The sequence below is a fragment of the Micromonospora sp. WMMD712 genome (assembly GCF_029581295.1).
Taxonomy (GTDB): Bacteria; Actinomycetota; Actinomycetes; order Mycobacteriales; family Micromonosporaceae; genus Micromonospora; species Micromonospora carbonacea.
This window is the reverse complement of sequence record NZ_CP120743.1, coordinates 7,345,107-7,361,994: the sequence shown is the minus strand read 5'-3', so window position 1 is coordinate 7,361,994 and position 16,888 is coordinate 7,345,107. Positions and strand designations below refer to the sequence as shown.

Below are 16,888 nucleotides of genomic sequence, written 5' to 3'. Positions count from 1 at the left end.
GGTCCCCTGCGGCGCGGGACCGCCCCGACCCACCCATCGCCGACCAAGGAGTGCCCATGGCCCTCGCGGACCCGACCGCGCCCCACCCGGCCCAGCGCCGTCCGGCGGAGTCGACGCCGGCCGTGCGGGTCCTGCACGTGGTCGGGTGCCTCGACCGGGGCGGCATCGAGACGGCGTCGCTGGACGTCTGCCGCGTCGTGCCGCCCGGTCAGGCACAGCAGACCTTCGTCACCGTCAACGGCGTCACGGGATCGCTGGCGCCGGCCTACCGGGACGCCGGCGCCACCGTCGTGCAGTGTCCGATCCGGCCCGGCCACCTGTTCCCCCTGCGGCTGTGGCGCTGCCTGCGCGCCGCCCGTCCCGACGTGGTCGTCTCCCACATCAGCCTGTTCAGCGCGGCGGTCCTCGCCGCCGCCCGGGTCGCCCGGGTGCCGGTGCGGATCGCCCGGATGTGGAGCGAGGGCGACGGCAAGCCGGCCACGCTGCGGCGGCGGCTCCTGCGCGGGCTGTGCCGGGTCGTGCTGGCCCACACGGCGACCGACGTGCTGGGGGTGACGGCCGCGGCCGTCGACTTCGCCGGTCCCCGGCCGCACGACCGCCGGTACCGGGTGCTGCCCAACGGCGTGGACACCACCAGGACCGACGGCTGGGACCGCGCCACCGCCCGGCGGCGCTGGGAGCTGCCCGGCGACGTGCCGGTGTTCGGCTTCCTCGGCCGGGCCCACCCGGTGAAGAACCGCCCCTTCCTCGTCGAGGTGCACCGCGCCGCACGGGAGCACCGCCCCGACGCCCGGCTGCTGGTCGCCGGCCCGCTGGGCGTCGACGACCTGACCGCCGCGCACCCGGGCGTCGACCGCGACCCGCACGTCGTGCTCGCCGGCGAGGTCGACGAGGTCGGCCCGGTGCTGCGCGCCGCCGACGTGCTGCTGCTGCCCTCCCTGCGGGAGGGCCTGCCCGGCGTGGTGCTCGAAGCGCTCGCCGTCGGCGTCCCGGTCGTGGCGGCCGACCTGCCGTCCCTGCGGGAGCTGTCCGGCCTCGTCGCGGGGCTGACCCTGGTGCCGCTGAGCGCCGGGCCGCAGGTCTGGGCGCGGGTCGCGCTGGAACAGGCCGGCGCGGACGACGCCCGGCGCGCCGAGATCGCCCGCGTGCTGCGCGGGTCACCGCTCACCCTGGACCACGTCGCGCGGCAGTGGCGTCGGCTGTGGGGCGTCGACCCGGCCCCGTGACTCGGCCGCGCCCGCCCCTGCCGGCGGGCGGGCGTCACGACGCGGGCTGGCACCGGGGCCGGATGCCGGCCCAGTCGTGGTGGCGGCGCACGGTCGACAGGATGAAGTCGACCACCCGCCGGGACGTGTCCGGCACCCGGTAGTCCGCCGGGCACGGCACGCCGTGCGCGGCCACCTGGTCGACGGTGAGGGCGACCGCCTCGACGACGCCCACCGGGTCGAGCCCGGTCATGATGATGCCCCCGGCGTCCAGCGCCTCCGGGCGTTCGATCGACTCGCGCAGCGTCACGGCGGGGAAGCCGAGGATGGCGGACTCCTCGCTGATCGTGCCGCTGTCGGACAGGGTGCACCGCGCCCGGGTCTGCAGGCGCACGTAGTCGAGGAACCCGAACGGCTCGTGGAAGTCGACGCCGTCGAGCGCCACGTCGGCGGCGGGGACCGCCTCCAGCCGCTTGCGGGTGCGCGGGTGGGTGGAGACGAGCACCGGCAGCCGCCAGGTGTCCCGCACGGCCGCCAGGCAGTCCAGCAGCCGCCGCAGCCGCGCCGGGTCGTCGACGTTCTCCTCGCGGTGGGCGCTGACCACGAAGTACCCCCCGGGTTCGAGGCCCAGCCGGTCGAGCACCGTGGACGCCTCGACGGCGGCGCGGTGGTGCTCCAGCACCTCCCGCATGGGCGACCCGGTGTGCAGGATCCGGCGCGGGTGCAGCCCCTCGGCGAGCAGGTTGCGCCGGGCGTGCTCGGTGTAGACCAGGTTGAAGTCGGCGACGTGGTCGACCATCCGCCGGTTGGTCTCCTCGGGCACGTTGAGGTCGAAGCAGCGGTTGCCGGCCTCCATGTGGTAGACGGGCACCCGCATCCGCCGGGCCATCAGCGCCGCGATGCAGCTGTTCGTGTCGCCCAGCACCAGCAGGGCGTCCGGGCGGTGCTCCTCGATCGCCGCCTCCACGCCCGCCAGCACCCCGCCGAGCACCCGGCCGAGGGACGCCGTGTCCACCCGCAGGAACCGGTCGGGGCGGCGCAGCCGCAGGTCGCTGAAGAACACGTCGGACAGCGCCGGGTCCCAGTTCTGCCCGGTGTGCACGAGGACGTGGTCCACCGTCCGGTCCAGCAGGTCGATCACCCGGGACAGCCGGATGATCTCCGGTCGGGTGCCGACCACCGTCATCACCCTGGTCAAAGGTTCCACCTCCGTCGTTCGCGCCCCGGGACCCGCCGTCGACCGCGGCTACGCGGCGGCCACGGGCTCCGGGTAGGTGTCCGGCCGGGCCGGGTCGAACAGGTCGTTCGTCCAGAAGAGGGTGAGCAGGTCCCCGTCGCCGGTGTTGGTGATGTCGTGCGCCCACATCGTCGGCATGTCCACCACGACCGGCTCCGCCCCGTCGACCGGGAACCGGACCAGCCCCCGACCGCCGACCCGACGGAGCCGGATCTCGGCGCGTCCGCGCAGCACGACGAAGCGCTCCACCTTGGCCAGGTGGAAGTGCTCCCCCCGGGTCACGCCGGGGCGGGTCGCCGAGCAGAACGCCTGCCCCGCGCCGTGGCTGCGGACGGCCTCCACCAGTTCGCCCCGGTGGTCGGCGCGGCGGACGAGCGGGATCGGGTAGCCCGCCGGGAACAGGTGCGAGCGGTAGGTGTTGAACAACCGCACGTCGTGCCGGTCGGTCAGCGGTGGGAGGTCCCCGCCGCGGTAGGTCGCCGCGAACCCGGCCAGCCGGTCGGCGAGGGCGTGCACGCCGATGCGCAGCGCCGGCATCGCGGCGTCCCAGGGCCCGGCCGGCGGGGCGTCGAGCAGCGCGGCGGCGGCGTCGGTGACGTGCACGAGGCGCAGCTCGCGGTCGTCGCGCAGCTCGGGCTCCCCGCCGTCGGCCAGGACCCGGCAGAACGTCGCCGTCACCGAGTTGTAGAACGGCCGCCCGTGCTCGCCGTACAGGTGCGGCAGGCGGTGGTCGACGAGGTGGCAGCCGGCGGCGGCCCCGGCCAGGATCGCCGCCGCCGCCGCCTTCGAGTCGCCGTAGGCGGTGCCGTTGCCGGCCTGGACCGTGTTCGCGTACACCAGGGTCTTCGGCGGCTGCGCGCAGCGGCGCAGGCCGCGCGCGAGGGCCTCGGCGACGGCGACGTTGCCGGCCGCCACCTCGGCCGGCTCGCCGCGGTTGACCCCGGCCAGGTGCAGCACCCGGTCGACGCCGCGCAGCCGGTCGGCCAGCACGGCCGCGTCGGCCAGGTCGGCCCGGCCGATCAGGACGGGATCGGGCCAGCCGAGCGCGCGCAGCAGCACCCGGGTGTGCCAGCCGAGGAAGCCCTCCGCGCCGGTGAGGGCGACCTTCACGGGGTCAGCACCGGCTCGCGCAGGGCCAGCTCCGCGCGGATCTCGGGCAGCGTGCGCAGCAGCGCCACGATCTCCGGTACGGTGAGCCGCCGCGCGTTGGCGGAGGTGAAGTCCTCGGCCGGACGGCCGCCGAGGGTCCCCTCGGTCACGTACGCCGCGTAGTTGAGGTCGCGGGCGTCGACCGGCACCCGGTAGAAGTCGCCGAAGTCCTCGGCCCGCGCCAGCTCCTCCCGGCTGGCCAGCGTCTCGTGCTGCTTCTCGCCGTGCCGCACCCCGATCACGTCGTACTTGGCCGGCACGTCGAAGAGCTGGCACAGGGCGACGACCAGGTCGCCGATGGCGCAGGCGGCGGCCTTGCGGACGAAGACGTCGCCGGGACGCGCGCGCGCGAAGGCGTGCTCGACCAGCTCGACCGAGTCGGCCAGCGACATCAGGAAGCGGGTCATCGCGGGGTTGGTCACCGTGGGCATCGCGCCGGAGCGGATCTGCTCGACGAACAGCGGGATCACCGAGCCCCGGGAGCACATGACGTTGCCGTACCGGACGCAGGACACGACGGTGCCGCCCGAGCCGCGCCGGGCGTGCGCCTGGGCGACCTTCTCCATCAACGCCTTGGTCAGGCCCATGGCGTTGATCGGTTGGACGGCCTTGTCGGTGCTGAGCACCACCACCGAGCGGACCCCGTTGCGGGTGGCCGCCTCGATGAGGTTCGCGCTGCCCAGCACGTTGGTGCGGACGGCCTCCAGCGGGAAGAACTCGCACGACGGCACCTGCTTGAGGGCGGCGGCGTGGAAGACGAAGTCCACCCCCCGGCTGGCGCGCTGCACGCTGTCGTAGTCGCGCACGTCGCCGATGTGGTAGCTCACCCGGGCGTCGCCGAGGGCGCGGCGCATCTCGTCCTGCTTGGCCTCGTCCCGGCTGAGCACCCGGACCTCGCCCACACCGCGGTCGAGCAGCCGCCGGGTCATCGTCCGGCCGAACGAGCCGGTCCCCCCGGTGATCAGCACCCGACGCCCCGCTGTCGTTGGGTTCATCAGCGTTTCCTCGTCCTCACCCCTGGTTCGGCCTGTCGGTCGTCGCCGGGACCAACGACCCGGGGGCACCACCAGTCACGCATTAACCGCAAAAGGTGCATATCACCCCGTCAGGGTCGGACCGAGTCCAGGAAGTCGGCCAGCGCCCGCGCGTGGACCCGGAAGTCGAACGACTCCAGGGCCCGCCGGCGGGCGGCCTTGCGCATGAGGCACCGGTCCTCCGCGCTCAGCCGCAGCGCCCGGCGCAGGGTCGCCGCGAGGGCGTCGGCCGAATGGTCGGGGCAGACCAGCCCCTCCACCCCGTCGGTCAGGTGCTCCCCCAGGTCGCTGGTCAGGTTGGCGACGACCGGCGTGCCGTTGGCCAGGCTCTCGCCGAACTTCGTGGGGAACCCGGCCCGGTTGAAGCGCGTCGGCGGGCGCAGCAGCACGCTGAAGTCCGCCCGCCGGACCTCCGCCCACACCTCCTGCTGCGGCAGCCGGCCCAGCACCCGCACCCCGGCCGGCACCGGCCCGCCTCCGAGCAGCTCGCGGACCCGCTCCACGGTGGGGCCGACGACGCGCAGCTCGACCCGGTCCCCGGTCCCGTCCACCCGTTCCACCGCCCGCACGATGGTGGCGACGAGGTCCTTGCGGCCCGGATCCCCCGCGTAGACGAGCCGGAGGGGGCCGTCCCCGTCGGGCCGCTGGTCGGCGAGGAGACCCAGGGCGCGGGCGTCCAGCGTCGGCGGCACCCGCAGCACCGGCAGGCCGTGCCCCCGGAAGTGGTCGGCGAGGTAGGAGCTGACCGCGATCACGCCGGCGCAGCGCGGGTAGTGGTAACGGAACGCCAGCAGCGCGCTGAGGTACGGCGGGGCGAACCGGCCGCCCCGGAGCTGCTCGGGGCTGTAGCGGTCCACCACGTCGGCGATCACCGGCACCCCGTTGCGCCGGCACCAGGCCCGCAGGCGCGCCGCATAGGGGGCGTCGCCGTTGTAGAGCACCACGTGGCTCGGGCGCGTCGGCCGGCTGTCCAGCCAGCGCACCGTCCGCGCCCCCCAGCTCCACCACGCCCGCGCCGCCTTGTCGAGCCTGCCCGCCCCGGCCGGCGGGATCTCGCCCAACCCGAGGTAGGACACCGAGCCCGGCCCCACCGCGTCGGGCAGCGGGGTCAGCCCGGGGCCGTGCTCGCCGCAGGCGACGACGACGTGCCGCCCCGCCGCCGCCAGCGAGCACGCGATGCCGTGCACCCGCCGGGAGCTCGCCTGCCCCCAGGGGAACCGGAAGGGGCCGACGATCGCCACCCAGCCCGCCCCGCCGTCCGTCCGCGTCATGGTCCCGGCCTCCGTTCCCGGCGGGCCCCGACGGCGTCGCCGTCCTGCTCAACTGCGGGCCCGGCGGACGGACTCGCCGGGCCGGGCCCGGCGTAGCGGGCGAGCGTGCGCCGGTAGCCGTACAGCCCCGCGGGCAGCACGGTCAGCGCGTAGACGGCGGTGCCGACGAACGGGACGGCCGCCAGCCCGTACGCCTCGACGGCGTGCCACTTGGCCACCGCGGCGACGCCGACGTAGACGACCAGCCCGACCACCTGCGGACGGACCATCCCGGCGGCGTTCTGCACCATCATCAGGGCCGAGAACGAGCCGATCAGCAGGAACCACAGCGCGAGGCCGCCGAGCAGCCACCGGTTCCCGTCGAGCGGCACCGGCAGCCAGGCGGCGAACAGCCGGTCGCCCGCCAGCACCAGCCCCACCGCCGGCGGCACGGTGGCGAGCACGGAGAGCACCACCATCCGCCGGACCGTCCGGCGGACCCAGGCCAGGTCGCCACGGGCCAGGGCGTCGCCGTTGGCCGACCACAGCGGCAGGTTGAGCACCGTCACGAGCGCGCCGAGCAGCAGCGCCAGCCGGGCCGGCACCGCGTACGCGGTGACGCTCTCCGGGCCGAGGGTGTGCGTGATGATCAGGTTGTCCATGTTGGTCGACAGCCCGGTCAGGACGGTCACCAGGAAGAACATCCCGCCGAGGCGGAGCAGCGCGGCCCCGAGCCTGCGGTCGACCGCGCCGATGCCCGGCCGCAGCGCGGGCATCCGCCGGCCGTAGACCCACGCGCTGTTGGCCAGGTTGGCCAGCAGCGGCCCCGCCGACGCGGCGGCGACGACCGCGACGGCCGGCAGCCCCAGCCGCGCCACGAGCAGCACCAGCGGGACCGTCGCCAGCGCGCCCGCCCCCTGCCACAGGTTGCTCTCGCCCACCTGCTGGTAGGCGTACTGCACGCGGACCACCAGGGCCAGCGGGATGTTCACCAGGAACGAGGTGAGGCAGATCAGGACCACGGCGCGGGTCTCCCCCGGGTCCACCACCCCCGCCACGTTGAACAGCGACGTCCACGGCACCAGCCAGGCCAGCGACCACAGCAGGACGCCCAGCGTCACCGCCACGGCGGCGAGCACGGCGTAGGCGGTGGAGACGTACCCGCGCGCCCTGGCCGTGTCGCCGCTGGCGTAGCAGGGCGCGAGCTTGGTCATCAGCCCGGCCCCGAGGCCCAGGTCGGCGAAGGCCGCCATGCCGGTCAGCGCCAGGACCGCCATCCACAGCCCGTAGCGCTCCGCGCCCAGCCGCGACAGGCAGACCGGGATCAGGAGCACCGGCGCGAGCAGGCCGACGCCCCGGGCGACGCCGGCGGTCAGGACGCCGGTGGCCAGCCGGCGGCTGCGCCCGGCACCGGCGGGCGGTGCGGCGGCCGACGCCCGCGCGACGGCCTCCGGCGGCCCGTGCGGGGCGGCGGTCCCCAGCGCCGAGCGGGGCTGCGGCACGGTCAGCGGCCGGCGGGCACGCGACCGGCCATCCAGCCGACGGTGGCCGCCAGCCCCGCCCGCAACGGGTGGGGGCGCACGGCGGGGAACAGCTCGCGCAGCCGCCCGCAGTCCGCCTGGGAGTCGCGCACGTCGCCCGTGCGTGGCGGCCCGTGCACGGTCTCCAGCCGCCGGCCGAGCACCGTTTCCAGCTCGGCGACGAGGTCGAGCAGGGAGATCCGGGCGCCGAACGCGAGGTTCACCGTGTCCGGGACGTGCACCCGGCGCAGGATCGCGTCCACCAGCACGTCGGTGACGCTGCCGACGTAGGTGAAGTCGCGGGTCTGGAGGCCGTCGCCGAAGATCTCCAGCGGCCGGCCGTCCAGCGCGGCCGAGACGAACCGCGGCACCACCGCCGCGTACGCGTGGTCGGCGGCCTGCCGCGGCCCGAAGACGTTGAAGAAGCGGAACGGCAGCACCGGCAGCCCGTAGCAGGAGGCGTACGCGTTGGCGTACGCCTCCGTCGCGAGCTTCGACACCGCGTACGGGCTCATCGGCATCGGGCGCAGGGTCTCCCGCCTCGGCAGCACCGGGTTCGCCCCGTACACCGACGACGAGGACGCCAGGATGGTCTGCCCGACGCCGTGCCGCCGCGCCGCCTCCAGCACCGTCAGCGTGCCGGTGGCGTTGGCGTGGTGGCTGCGCAGCGGATCCGCGATGGACCGGGGGACCGACCCGAGGGCGCCCAGGTGCACCACGCTCGCCGCGCCGGCGACGGCCTCGTCGAGCAGGTCAGGGTCCATGACGGAGCCCACCAGCAGGCGCACCGGAAGGTCCGCCAGGTTGTCCAGCGAGCCCGTGGAGAGGTCGTCGACCACCACGATCTCGCCGACCCCGTCGACGCGGATCAGCTCCCGCACCAGGTTGGCGCCGATGAAGCCCGCTCCCCCGGTCACCACCACCCTCACGACCGGGCCCCCGTCACGACCATCGCGCGCATGGCGCTCCTTCCCCGCGACCCGGGCCCTCGACGGCCCGGGTTCCGCTAGGGGTAACGGAGCACGCCCGCCCGGGTTATCCGGGCGGGCCGGTCGCGCTCCGGCTCACGCCTGCCCGAGCACCGCCGAGACCAGCTCCTTTGCCTCCTCCTGGATCCGGGCCAGGTGCTCCGGCCCCTGGAAGGACTCCGCGTAGATCTTGTAGACGTCCTCCGTGCCCGAGGGGCGGGCGGCGAACCAGCCCGACTCCGTCGTCACCTTCAGCCCGCCGAGCGCCGCGCCGTTGCCCGGCGCGGCGGTCAGCGTCGCCGTGATCGGCTCGCCGGCCAGCTCCGTCGCCGTCACCTGCTCCGGGGAGAGCTTCGCCAGCACCGCCTTCTGCCGCCGGTCGGCCGGCGCGTCGATGCGGGCGTACGCGGGGGCGCCGAAGCGACCGGCCAGCTCCGCCCAGTGCTCGCTGGGCGTCCTGCCCGTCGTCGCGATGATCTCGGCGGCGAGCAGGCAGAGCAGGATGCCGTCCTTGTCGGTGGTCCAGGTGCTGCCGTCGCGGCGCAGGAACGACGCCCCGGCGCTCTCCTCGCCGCCGAAGCCGACCGACCCGTCGAGCAGGCCCGGGACGAACCACTTGAACCCCACCGGCACCTCCAGCAGCGGCCGGCCCAGGTCGGCGGCGACCCGGTCGATCATCGAGGACGACACGAGGGTCTTGCCGACCGCCGCGTCGGGGCCCCAGTCCGGCCGGGTGCGGAACAGGTGCCCGATGGCCACGGCGAGGTAGTGGTTGGGGTTGAGCAGGCCCCCGTCGGGCGTGACGATGCCGTGCCGGTCGGCGTCGGCGTCGTTGCCGGTGGAGACCTGGTAGTCGGTGCGGGCGGCGATCAGCGACGCCATCGCGTTCGGCGAGGAGCAGTCCATCCGGATCTTGCCGTCGCCGTCGAGGGTCATGAACCGCCACGTCGGGTCGACCGTCGGGTTGATCACCGTGAGGTCGATCCGGTGCCGCTGCGCGATCTCCCCCCAGTACGCGACGCTGGCCCCGCCGAGCGGGTCCGCGCCGATGCGCACCCCGGCGGCCCGTACGGCGTCGAGGTCGAGCGCGGCGGGCAGGTCGTCGACGTAGTGGGCGAGGAAGTCGTACGTGCCGGTGGTTTCGGCGGCACGGGCCCGCGCGTGCGGGATGCGGGCGACCTCCTTGAGCCCGGCGGCGAGGATCGCGTTCGCGCGGTCCTGGATCCACCGGGTCACGTCGGAGTCGGCGGGGCCGCCGTGGGTCGGGTTGTACTTGAACCCGCCGTCGTCGGGCGGGTTGTGCGACGGGGTGATCACGATGCCGTCGGCGAGCCCCGAGGTGCGGCCCCGGTTGTGGGTGAGGATCGCGTGCGACACCGCCGGGGTGGGGGTGTAGCCGTCGCGGCTGTCGAGCAGCACGGTGACCCCGTTGGCGGCGAGCACCTCCAGCGCGTCGACGGCCGCCGGGGCCGACAGGGCGTGGGTGTCCCGGCCCAGGAAGAGGGGCCCGTCGATGCCCTGCTGGCGGCGGTAGTCGCACAGCGCCTGGGTGACGGCGAGGATGTGGTCGGAGTTGAACGCGTTGCGCAGGCTCGACCCCCGGTGGCCGGAGGTGCCGAAGGAGACCTGCTGCGCCGGGTCGTCCGGGTCGGGATGCTCGGCGTAGTAGGCGGTGACCAGGCGGGGCACGTCGACCAGGTCGGTGGGCTCGGCGGGCTGACCGGCGCGGGGGTGGGCCACTGCTGCAACCTCCAGGGACGCTACGGACGATGGGTCTTCCCGGCACGGGCCGGGCTCACACGCGACAGGACAAGTGTGGGTGGTTCAGGGCTCGACCCGCTGCCCCTTGCCGATCACCACGATGCCGTTGTCGGAGACCGTGTAGCGCTGCCGGTCCTTCTCCAGGTCGACGCCGATCTCGGCGCCCTCGGGGACGATCACGTTCTTGTCGAGGATGGCCCGGCGGACCACGGCGTGCCGGCCGATGTCGACGCCCTCCATCAGCACCGAGCCGTCGACGTGCGCCCAGGAGTGCACCTTGACCTTCGGCGAGACGATCGAGTTCTCCACCAGGCTGCCGGAGACCACCGCGCCGGGCGACACCATCGAGCCGACGGCCCGGCCGACCCGCTCGCCCCACTGGTGGACGAACTTCGCCGGCGGATAGGGCGGCTGCTCGGTGTAGATGGGCCACTCGAAGTTGTAGAGGTTGAACACCGGGTGCACGTTGATCAGGTCCATGTGGGCGTCGTAGAACGAGTCGAGCGTCCCCACGTCCCGCCAGTAGCCGCGGTCGCGGTCGGTGCTGCCCGGCACCTCGTTGTCGCGGAAGTCGTAGACGTTGGCCTCGCCGCGCTCGACCAGCATCGGGATAATGCTGCCGCCCATGTCGTGCTTGCTGGTCTTGTCCTCCGCGTCCTGCTCGACGGCCTCCAGGAGCGCCTTCGTGGTGAAGACGTAGTTGCCCATCGAGGCGTAGATCTGGTCGGGGGCGTCGGGCAGGCCGACGGCGTCGGTGGGCTTCTCGCGGAACGACCGGATCCGCCGGCCGTCGGGGCCGACCTCGATCACGCCGAACTGGTCGGCCATCGACAACGGCTGCCGGATGCCGGCGACGGTCACCCCCGCCCCGGAGGCGATGTGGTCGTTGACCATCTGCCGGGGGTCCATCCGGTAGATGTGGTCGGCACCGAAGACGATCACGTAGTCGGGCTGCTCGTCGTGGATCAGGTTGAAGCTCTGGTAGATCGCGTCGGCGGAGCCGGCGAACCACCAGGGGCCGCGGCGCTGCTGCGCCGGCACCGGCGTGACGTAGTTGCCGAGCAGCGTCGACATCCGCCAGGTCATCGTGATGTGCCGGTCCAGTGAGTGGGACTTGTACTGGGTCAGCACGACGATCTTGATGAAGCCGGCGTTGGCGAGGTTGGACAGGACGAAGTCGACCATGCGGTACATCCCGCCGAACGGGACGGCGGGCTTCGCCCGGTCCGCGGTGAGCGGCATCAGGCGCTTGCCCTCTCCACCGGCCAGGACGATCGCGAGCACCTTGTCAGCCATGCCCAGACGCTAACCATCCGCGTGCGACTTCACCACTCGTACGGACGGACTTCTGCACTAGGGTGCGGGGCATGACCGCCGCCACCCCCGCCACCGGAGCGCTCCGCGTCGATCTGCTCACCCGCGAGTACCCGCCGGAGGTGTACGGCGGGGCCGGCGTGCACGTCGAATACCTGGCCCGCGAGCTGCGCCGGCTGGCCGACGTGCGGGTGCACTGCTTCGGCGCGCCGCGCGCCGAGCCGGGCGTCACCGCGTACGCCGAGCCGGCCGCCCTCGCCGGCGCGAACGCCGCGCTGCGCACGATGGGCGTCGACCTGGAGATGGCCGCCGCGTGCGCCGGCGCCGACGTGGTGCACAGCCACACCTGGTACGCCAACCTGGCCGGGCACACGGCGAAGCTGCTGCACGGGGTGCCGCACGTGGTCACCGCGCACAGCCTGGAGCCGCTGCGGCCGTGGAAGGCCGAGCAGCTCGGCGGCGGCTACGCGCTCTCCTCCTGGTGCGAGCGCACCGCGTACGAGGCGGCCGACGCGATCATCGCGGTGAGCGCGGGCATGCGCGCCGACGTGCTGGCGGCGTACCCGGCGGTGGACCCCGACCGGGTGAAGGTGGTCTACAACGGCATCGACACCGCCCAGTACGCCCCGGACCCCGGCACCGACGTGGTGGACCGGCTCGGCATCGACCCGGCCCGCCCCAGCGTCGTCTACGTCGGGCGGATCACCAAGCAGAAGGGGCTGCCATACCTGCTGCGGGCCGCCCGGGAGCTGCCGGAGGACACGCAGCTCGTGCTGCTCGCCGGGGCGCCCGACACGGCGGAGATCGCCGCCGAGGTGGAGGGCCTCGTGGCCGAGCTGCGGGCGAAGCGCTCCGGGGTGGTCTGGGTGGCGGAGATGCTGCCCAAGCACGAGGTCATCCAGGTGCTCACCCACGCCACGGTCTTCGTCTGCCCGTCGGTCTACGAGCCGATGGGCATCGTCAACCTGGAGGCGATGGCCTGCGAGACGGCGGTGGTGGCCACCGCCACCGGCGGCATCCCCGAGGTCGTCGCCGACGGCGAGACGGGGCTGCTGGTCCCCATCGAGCAGGCCGCCGACGGCTCGGGCACCCCGCTGGACCCGCAGCGCTTCGTGGCCGACCTGGCGGCGGCGATCAACCGGGTGCTGGCCGACCCGGCGAAGGCCGCCACGCTGGGCAGGGCCGGGCGGGTCCGGGCGGTCGAGCACTTCTCCTGGGACGCGATCGCCGCCCGCACCGTCGAGGTCTACCGCGCGGTCGGCGCGTAAGGAAGGGCCCCCTGTTAACGCCTGCGGTATAGAAGGGTTCCCTTCTCACCAGCCACAGCGGGGGCGTGGCACGCTGGCGTGGCGGGCGGGTCAGGTGACGCCGAGGGCGGCGGCGAGGCGGGTCAGGGCGGCCGGGGCCGCCGCCGACCGCGCCACGACGCCCACGAGCTCCCGGGCCGCCGGGCGGTCGTGCACCTCGCCCCGGGCGGTGCGCTCCGCGTCCAGCACCGCCCGACCGGCGCGCAGCCCGTCGCCGGCCGCCGCGTGCAGGCGGGCCACGTCCAGCAGGTACGCGGCCCGGTGCTCGGGCGGCAGCCACCGCCACCCGTCGTCGGCGATCAGCCTCTCGTGGCGTACCGCCGCCGCCGTGACCTGGCCGAGCGCGGACCCGGCCACCACCCGGGCGGCCTCGACCGCCGCCCGTCCGAAGCCCCCGCCGCCGAACTCGGCGGGGTCGCCGGGCTCGGCGGACCGGGCGACCTCCCCGGCCCGGGCGAGCAGCTCGTCGGCGGCCCGCTCGTCGCCCCGGCCGGCGGCGGCCAGGGCGGCCTGGATCAGCAGCGTCCCGCGCACGGCCGGGCCGGCGGCGGGCGCGGCACCGGACCGGCCGGGCCCGACGCGGTGGGCGGCCACGACCGCCGCCTCCACCGCCGGCCGCAGCCGGCCGCCCGCCCGCAGGGCCTGACACAGCGGTACGGTCGCGGCGGCGGCGAGCCACGGGTCGGCGGAGGCCGTGGCGACGGCCAGCCCCCGGTCGGCGGCCAGCCACGCCAGCTCCCCCTGGCCGACCTTCACGAGCGCCAGCGCGACCAGCCCGTACCCGGACACCAGCAGACCGTCGGCGGCCCGGCCCGCATCGGCGGCGCGCGCCTCGCGGGCGGCGTCGAGCAGGCCGGGCAGCAGGGCGAGCAACTCCGGGTACCGGGCGTGCCGGTAGCTCTGCTCCGCGTGGCCGAGCCGGGCCCGCACCTGCGCCACGTCGGGCGGCCGGGCCGGGGCCGCCACGTGGTACCGGGCGAGGGCGGCCCGGATCCCCTCCACGCCCCGCGCCACGCCCGCCGCAGCCCGGTGAGCCGGAGCGGCCCGATCCGCCAGCAGCATCTCCAGGTCGATCCGGAGCGCCTCGGCGACCTCCCGCAGGCTGGACACCCTTTCCAGCCGGCGCACCCCGCGCTCGACCTTGTCCACCCAGCTCTTCGACTTGCCGAGGCGGTCGGCGAACTGCTGCTGCGTCATGTTGCGCCGCACCCGCCAGTGGGCGACCCGGCGGCCGACCGGCAGCTCGTTCACCGCCGGGCCGTCCCGCTCACCCGAGGACCCCGAGAACCAACAGCACGAGTACGACCACCGCGATCGTCGCGCCGTAGGCGTACTGCCGCCGGCTGACCGGCGCACGGGCAGGGCGGGACGGACCGGGCACCCGGTCCCCGTCGGGTTGCGGAGGCCGGCCGCCGGGCACTGGGCGCGCCGCCGGCAGCGGCCCGTCGTGCGGGCGCTCACGCATCTGCGCCTCCTTCGGGGGTTGCGGTTGGGGTTCGTGCGAGTGAGGGCACTCCGTTTGCTGACGAGAGAACCCCCTGCCACCGCCAACTTAGGACCCTAAGAAGCAACAGTCAACACAGGGTTCAGAGTGTGTCGCGCTTAGTGAGAGGCTGAACAGGCTGACGAGAGGTGGTTCACATGCCCCGCAAGCCTGTCTATGAGCAGGTCATCGATGACGTCACCGCGTCGATCCGAGGCGGCACGCTCAAGCCCGGCGACAAGCTACCAACAATCGCGGAGCTGGCTCGGCAGTACAACTCGTCTGACAACCCGATCAAACGGGCCCTCTGGATCCTCGACGAGCGGGGCTGGATCGAGGTTCACCAGGGCAAGGGGTCGTTTGTGGCGCAGAGTCCCCCGGCCTAGGGCAACATGCGGGAGCGGGTGAATCTTGGAAGATTTCGGCCCCCCGAGGGGCCTGCTTCTTCCAAGATCGCCTGGTGGTGGCGGCGCAGAGTCCGCCGGCCCAGCTAGGGGACTATCGCGTACAGGCGGTCGGTGGGGTCGACCACGGCGTTGAGCCGCGCGCCGACCTTGAGGCTGGGATGCTCCTTGCACTGCGAGGCGGTCGCGAACGGCTCGAACCCGGGCCCGCTGATCAGCAGGCTCACCTCAATGCCGCTCTCCTCGCCGAGCGAGGCGGGCCGCACGGCGGTGATCTCGGCGGTCGCGGCGACGCCGACCGTCTCCAGGCGGCGCTGGTCCCGTCGGGCGCGGTCGTGCTGCCGGGCTTCGCGCCGGGCCAGTCCGAGGCACGACAGGGTGACCCCGACTCCGGCCGCTCCCATGACCCATCGGTTGACGGTGGGCTCGTCGGTGGCGAGGAAGGCGGCGGCGTACACCAGGACCGGGCCGATCGCCAGCAGCCCGAGCCCCAGGACGCCCAGGAGCAGCCGCCAGAATCCGCTGGCGGGCGGATTCGCCTGGCGCGGACCGGGGGCATCGTCGCCGATCAGGGTGAGAGCGCTCCGGCCCGGCACGAATCCCCCTGGCACCACTGGCATGCCGTCACCCTAACGGGGTCACCGCACGCCGGGCTGACGCACCGACGACACCTGCCCGCACCGCAACGGCGGCACGGCGGGTGCCGTGCCGCCAGGCCGTGACCATGCGTGACGCCCGCTCGGCCCGACCACCCGCCGGTGAACCCCTTTGCTCTGCACCCACATACGCATCAGCTCACGCACCGCAACCGGCCACCGCGCGGCCCGCCGTCCACGGCCCCACAGTTCCCCTGGTAGGCCGGGTGTTGCGCCCGTGGGTGCAGAGCAAAGGGGACGCGGCATTCACTGCGAGGCCAAGCGGCCGTGACGGTGAGTGGCACCAGTCGGCCCTCCCCGCCCTCGTGCCGCACGCATCACGCAACGCAACCAGCACCAGCACCAGGTCGAGCCAGCAGGCACGAACCCGGCCTCAGCACTCCGCAAGGTCTTGATCGCGCACCGTGATTCCGCGTAGCGTCTGGCATCGATGGATACGAACGGGTCCGCGCAGGTGCTGGACATCCTCGACAAGGTCGCGCCGGCCGAGTTCGTCCCGGCCAGCCCGCACAACTTCGTCGTACGACCGGGCGGTTCGGTGCCGGCGGAGAGTCTGCTCGGCGACCCCGACGTCAGCCTGCACTGCCTCGACGACGAGCACCGCCTCGCGTACTTCGTGCAGACCCCGCCGGGGGTCGACCTGGCGGGCGGTCCGTTCCTCTACCTCGACCAGTACCGGGCCGCGCGGCGGCTGGTCACGGTGCCCTACGAGACCCTGCACCGGCTCGCCGACGGCCTGCCCGACCCGGCCCGGCTGGTCCTGGTCTACTCCGTCGGGCGGTGCGGGTCGACGCTGCTCAGCAGGGCGTTGGGCGAGGTGGCCGGGGTGCGCAGCTACTCCGAGCCCGACGTCTTCACCGAGATCGCGCTGCTGCGGCACGAGGACCCGGGCCGCGACGCGGAGTACGCGCGGCTGATCCGCAGTTGCGTCCGCGTCCTCGCCGACACCGGACGCGACGCCCGGAGCGACACCGGCGGCCTGGGCGGGGGCACCGGGACGTTGGCGGTCAAGTTCCGGGCCGGCGGCATCCAGCTCGGCGACCTGTTCCACGAGGTGTTCCCCGACGCCCGGGGCGTGTTCCTGCACCGCGACGCGCGCCCGTGGCTGGAGTCGATGCACCAGGGCTTCACCCCGCACCTGCCCGACCCGGCGGCGCAACTGGCGTTCCTGAAGCACGTGCTGGCCCAGGCACCGCTGATCATGGCCTTCGTCGCCCGGCACGGGCGGCAGCCGACGCCGACGGAGGCGTACGTGTTGACCTGGCTGTCGGTGCTGGACCGCTACCGCGCGCTGCGCCGCGCCGGGGTGCCGCTGCTGCCGGTGGCCTACGAGACCCTCGACGCCGACCCGAAGTCGACCCTCGCCGCCGTGCTCGACCACTGCGGCCTGCCCGCCGACGGCGTCGACGCGGCGTACGCGGCGTTCTCGGCCGACTCCCAGGAGGGCACCGTGCTGTCCCGGGCGAGCCGCCGCAGCAACCCGGCGGCCGCGCTGGGCGCGGAGGACTACGCGCAGGCGCGGGCGGTCCTCGCGGAGCATCCGGTCGTCGACGCCGACGACCCGCTCGTGCGCGGGTTGATCGAGCCGTAGCGGGATCCG

At 74.5% G+C, this 16,888-nt stretch carries 15 protein-coding genes; 4 read left to right on the top strand and 11 right to left on the bottom strand.

The genetic code is table 11. The annotated features are described in order from the left end of the window. Positions 1 to 56: 56 nt before the first annotated feature. Positions 57 to 1,226 carry a glycosyltransferase gene (locus O7633_RS31175; protein WP_282324960.1) on the top strand — a complete coding sequence of 390 codons (1,170 nt, stop codon included), beginning with the start codon at positions 57 to 59 and terminating at the stop codon, positions 1,224 to 1,226. 34 nt (positions 1,227 to 1,260) lie between these two features. On the opposite strand, the gene wecB is transcribed toward O7633_RS31175, so the two are convergent. The 8 genes from wecB to glgC all read right to left on the bottom strand — a co-directional run bounded on the left by wecB (position 1,261) and on the right by glgC (position 11,420). Next, positions 1,261 to 2,394, bottom strand: a complete 1,134-nt coding sequence (gene wecB, locus O7633_RS31170) for a UDP-N-acetylglucosamine 2-epimerase (non-hydrolyzing) (RefSeq protein ID WP_282328693.1) — start codon at positions 2,392 to 2,394, stop codon at positions 1,261 to 1,263. 57 nt (positions 2,395 to 2,451) lie between these two features. Continuing rightward, a complete protein-coding gene (locus O7633_RS31165) occupies positions 2,452 to 3,552 on the bottom strand; it encodes an NAD-dependent epimerase/dehydratase family protein (protein ID WP_074475852.1) in 1,101 nt (366 codons plus the stop codon). Then, positions 3,549 to 4,586 carry a polysaccharide biosynthesis protein gene (locus O7633_RS31160; RefSeq protein ID WP_282324959.1) on the bottom strand — a complete coding sequence of 346 codons (1,038 nt, stop codon included), beginning with the start codon at positions 4,584 to 4,586 and terminating at the stop codon, positions 3,549 to 3,551. The genes O7633_RS31165 and O7633_RS31160 overlap by 4 nt, the downstream gene beginning before the upstream one ends. A 110-nt stretch (positions 4,587 to 4,696) precedes the next feature. Next, complete coding sequence (locus O7633_RS31155) at positions 4,697 to 5,896, bottom strand: glycosyltransferase (RefSeq protein WP_282324958.1); 1,200 nt, start codon at positions 5,894 to 5,896, stop codon at positions 4,697 to 4,699. Further along, complete coding sequence (locus O7633_RS31150; RefSeq protein WP_282324957.1) at positions 5,893 to 7,377, bottom strand: oligosaccharide flippase family protein; 1,485 nt, start codon at positions 7,375 to 7,377, stop codon at positions 5,893 to 5,895. Before O7633_RS31150 ends, O7633_RS31155 begins: the two co-directional genes overlap by 4 nt. Positions 7,378 to 7,379: 2 nt before the next feature. Further along, on the bottom strand, positions 7,380 to 8,312 hold the full coding sequence (locus O7633_RS31145) for an NAD-dependent epimerase/dehydratase family protein (RefSeq protein ID WP_282324956.1): 933 nt from the start codon (positions 8,310 to 8,312) through the stop codon (positions 7,380 to 7,382). Positions 8,313 to 8,459: 147 nt separating this feature from the next. After that, on the bottom strand, positions 8,460 to 10,103 hold the full coding sequence (gene pgm / locus O7633_RS31140) for a phosphoglucomutase (alpha-D-glucose-1,6-bisphosphate-dependent) (protein ID WP_282324955.1): 1,644 nt from the start codon (positions 10,101 to 10,103) through the stop codon (positions 8,460 to 8,462). A gap of 84 nt (positions 10,104 to 10,187) precedes the next feature. Next, the gene (glgC, locus tag O7633_RS31135) at positions 10,188 to 11,420 is read right to left on the bottom strand and encodes a glucose-1-phosphate adenylyltransferase (protein WP_074475846.1); all 1,233 of its coding nucleotides are present in this window, start codon (positions 11,418 to 11,420) and stop codon (positions 10,188 to 10,190) included. 71 nt (positions 11,421 to 11,491) lie between these two features. On the opposite strand from glgC, the gene glgA reads away from it, so the two are divergent. After that, positions 11,492 to 12,706 carry a glycogen synthase gene (glgA, locus tag O7633_RS31130; RefSeq protein WP_282324954.1) on the top strand — a complete coding sequence of 405 codons (1,215 nt, stop codon included), beginning with the start codon at positions 11,492 to 11,494 and terminating at the stop codon, positions 12,704 to 12,706. Positions 12,707 to 12,796: 90 nt separating this feature from the next. On the opposite strand, the gene O7633_RS31125 is transcribed toward glgA, so the two are convergent. Together O7633_RS31125 and O7633_RS31120 are read right to left on the bottom strand one after the other, a co-directional pair. After that, positions 12,797 to 13,996: a helix-turn-helix domain-containing protein gene (locus O7633_RS31125; protein ID WP_282324953.1), complete on the bottom strand. Its 1,200-nt coding sequence runs from the start codon at positions 13,994 to 13,996 to the stop codon at positions 12,797 to 12,799. 16 nt (positions 13,997 to 14,012) lie between these two features. Then, complete coding sequence (locus O7633_RS31120; protein WP_282324952.1) at positions 14,013 to 14,210, bottom strand: hypothetical protein; 198 nt, start codon at positions 14,208 to 14,210, stop codon at positions 14,013 to 14,015. A 176-nt stretch (positions 14,211 to 14,386) separates the two neighbouring features. Here O7633_RS31120 and O7633_RS31115 point away from each other — a divergent pair, with 176 nt between their 5' ends. Then, positions 14,387 to 14,614, top strand: coding sequence for a winged helix-turn-helix domain-containing protein (locus tag O7633_RS31115; RefSeq protein WP_278133742.1), 228 nt, complete (start codon positions 14,387 to 14,389; stop codon positions 14,612 to 14,614). A 104-nt stretch (positions 14,615 to 14,718) separates the two neighbouring features. Here the strand turns inward: O7633_RS31115 and O7633_RS31110 are convergent, their stop codons facing one another. Further along, positions 14,719 to 15,252 (bottom strand): hypothetical protein, encoded by a 534-nt coding sequence (locus O7633_RS31110; RefSeq protein ID WP_278133740.1) that lies wholly within the window; start codon positions 15,250 to 15,252, stop codon positions 14,719 to 14,721. 466 nt (positions 15,253 to 15,718) lie between these two features. Here O7633_RS31110 and O7633_RS31105 point away from each other — a divergent pair, with 466 nt between their 5' ends. Continuing rightward, complete coding sequence (locus O7633_RS31105; RefSeq protein WP_282324951.1) at positions 15,719 to 16,879, top strand: sulfotransferase; 1,161 nt, start codon at positions 15,719 to 15,721, stop codon at positions 16,877 to 16,879. Positions 16,880 to 16,888 lie beyond the last annotated feature (9 nt).

Bases quoted from the DNA above. Each gene is read 5' to 3' on its own strand.
- O7633_RS31105 (WP_282324951.1), top strand. From the start codon at position 15,719: ATGGATACGAACGGGTCCGCGCAGGTGCTGGACATCCTCGACAAGGTC.
- O7633_RS31115 (WP_278133742.1), top strand. From the start codon at position 14,387: ATGCCCCGCAAGCCTGTCTATGAGCAGGTCATCGATGACGTCACCGCG.
- O7633_RS31160 (WP_282324959.1), bottom strand. From the start codon at position 4,586: ATGAACCCAACGACAGCGGGGCGTCGGGTGCTGATCACCGGGGGGACC.
- O7633_RS31120 (WP_282324952.1), bottom strand. From the start codon at position 14,210: ATGCGTGAGCGCCCGCACGACGGGCCGCTGCCGGCGGCGCGCCCAGTG.
- glgC (WP_074475846.1), bottom strand. From the start codon at position 11,420: ATGGCTGACAAGGTGCTCGCGATCGTCCTGGCCGGTGGAGAGGGCAAG.
- O7633_RS31175 (WP_282324960.1), top strand. From the start codon at position 57: ATGGCCCTCGCGGACCCGACCGCGCCCCACCCGGCCCAGCGCCGTCCG.
- O7633_RS31155 (WP_282324958.1), bottom strand. From the start codon at position 5,896: ATGACGCGGACGGACGGCGGGGCGGGCTGGGTGGCGATCGTCGGCCCC.
- glgA (WP_282324954.1), top strand. From the start codon at position 11,492: ATGACCGCCGCCACCCCCGCCACCGGAGCGCTCCGCGTCGATCTGCTC.
- O7633_RS31110 (WP_278133740.1), bottom strand. From the start codon at position 15,252: ATGCCAGTGGTGCCAGGGGGATTCGTGCCGGGCCGGAGCGCTCTCACC.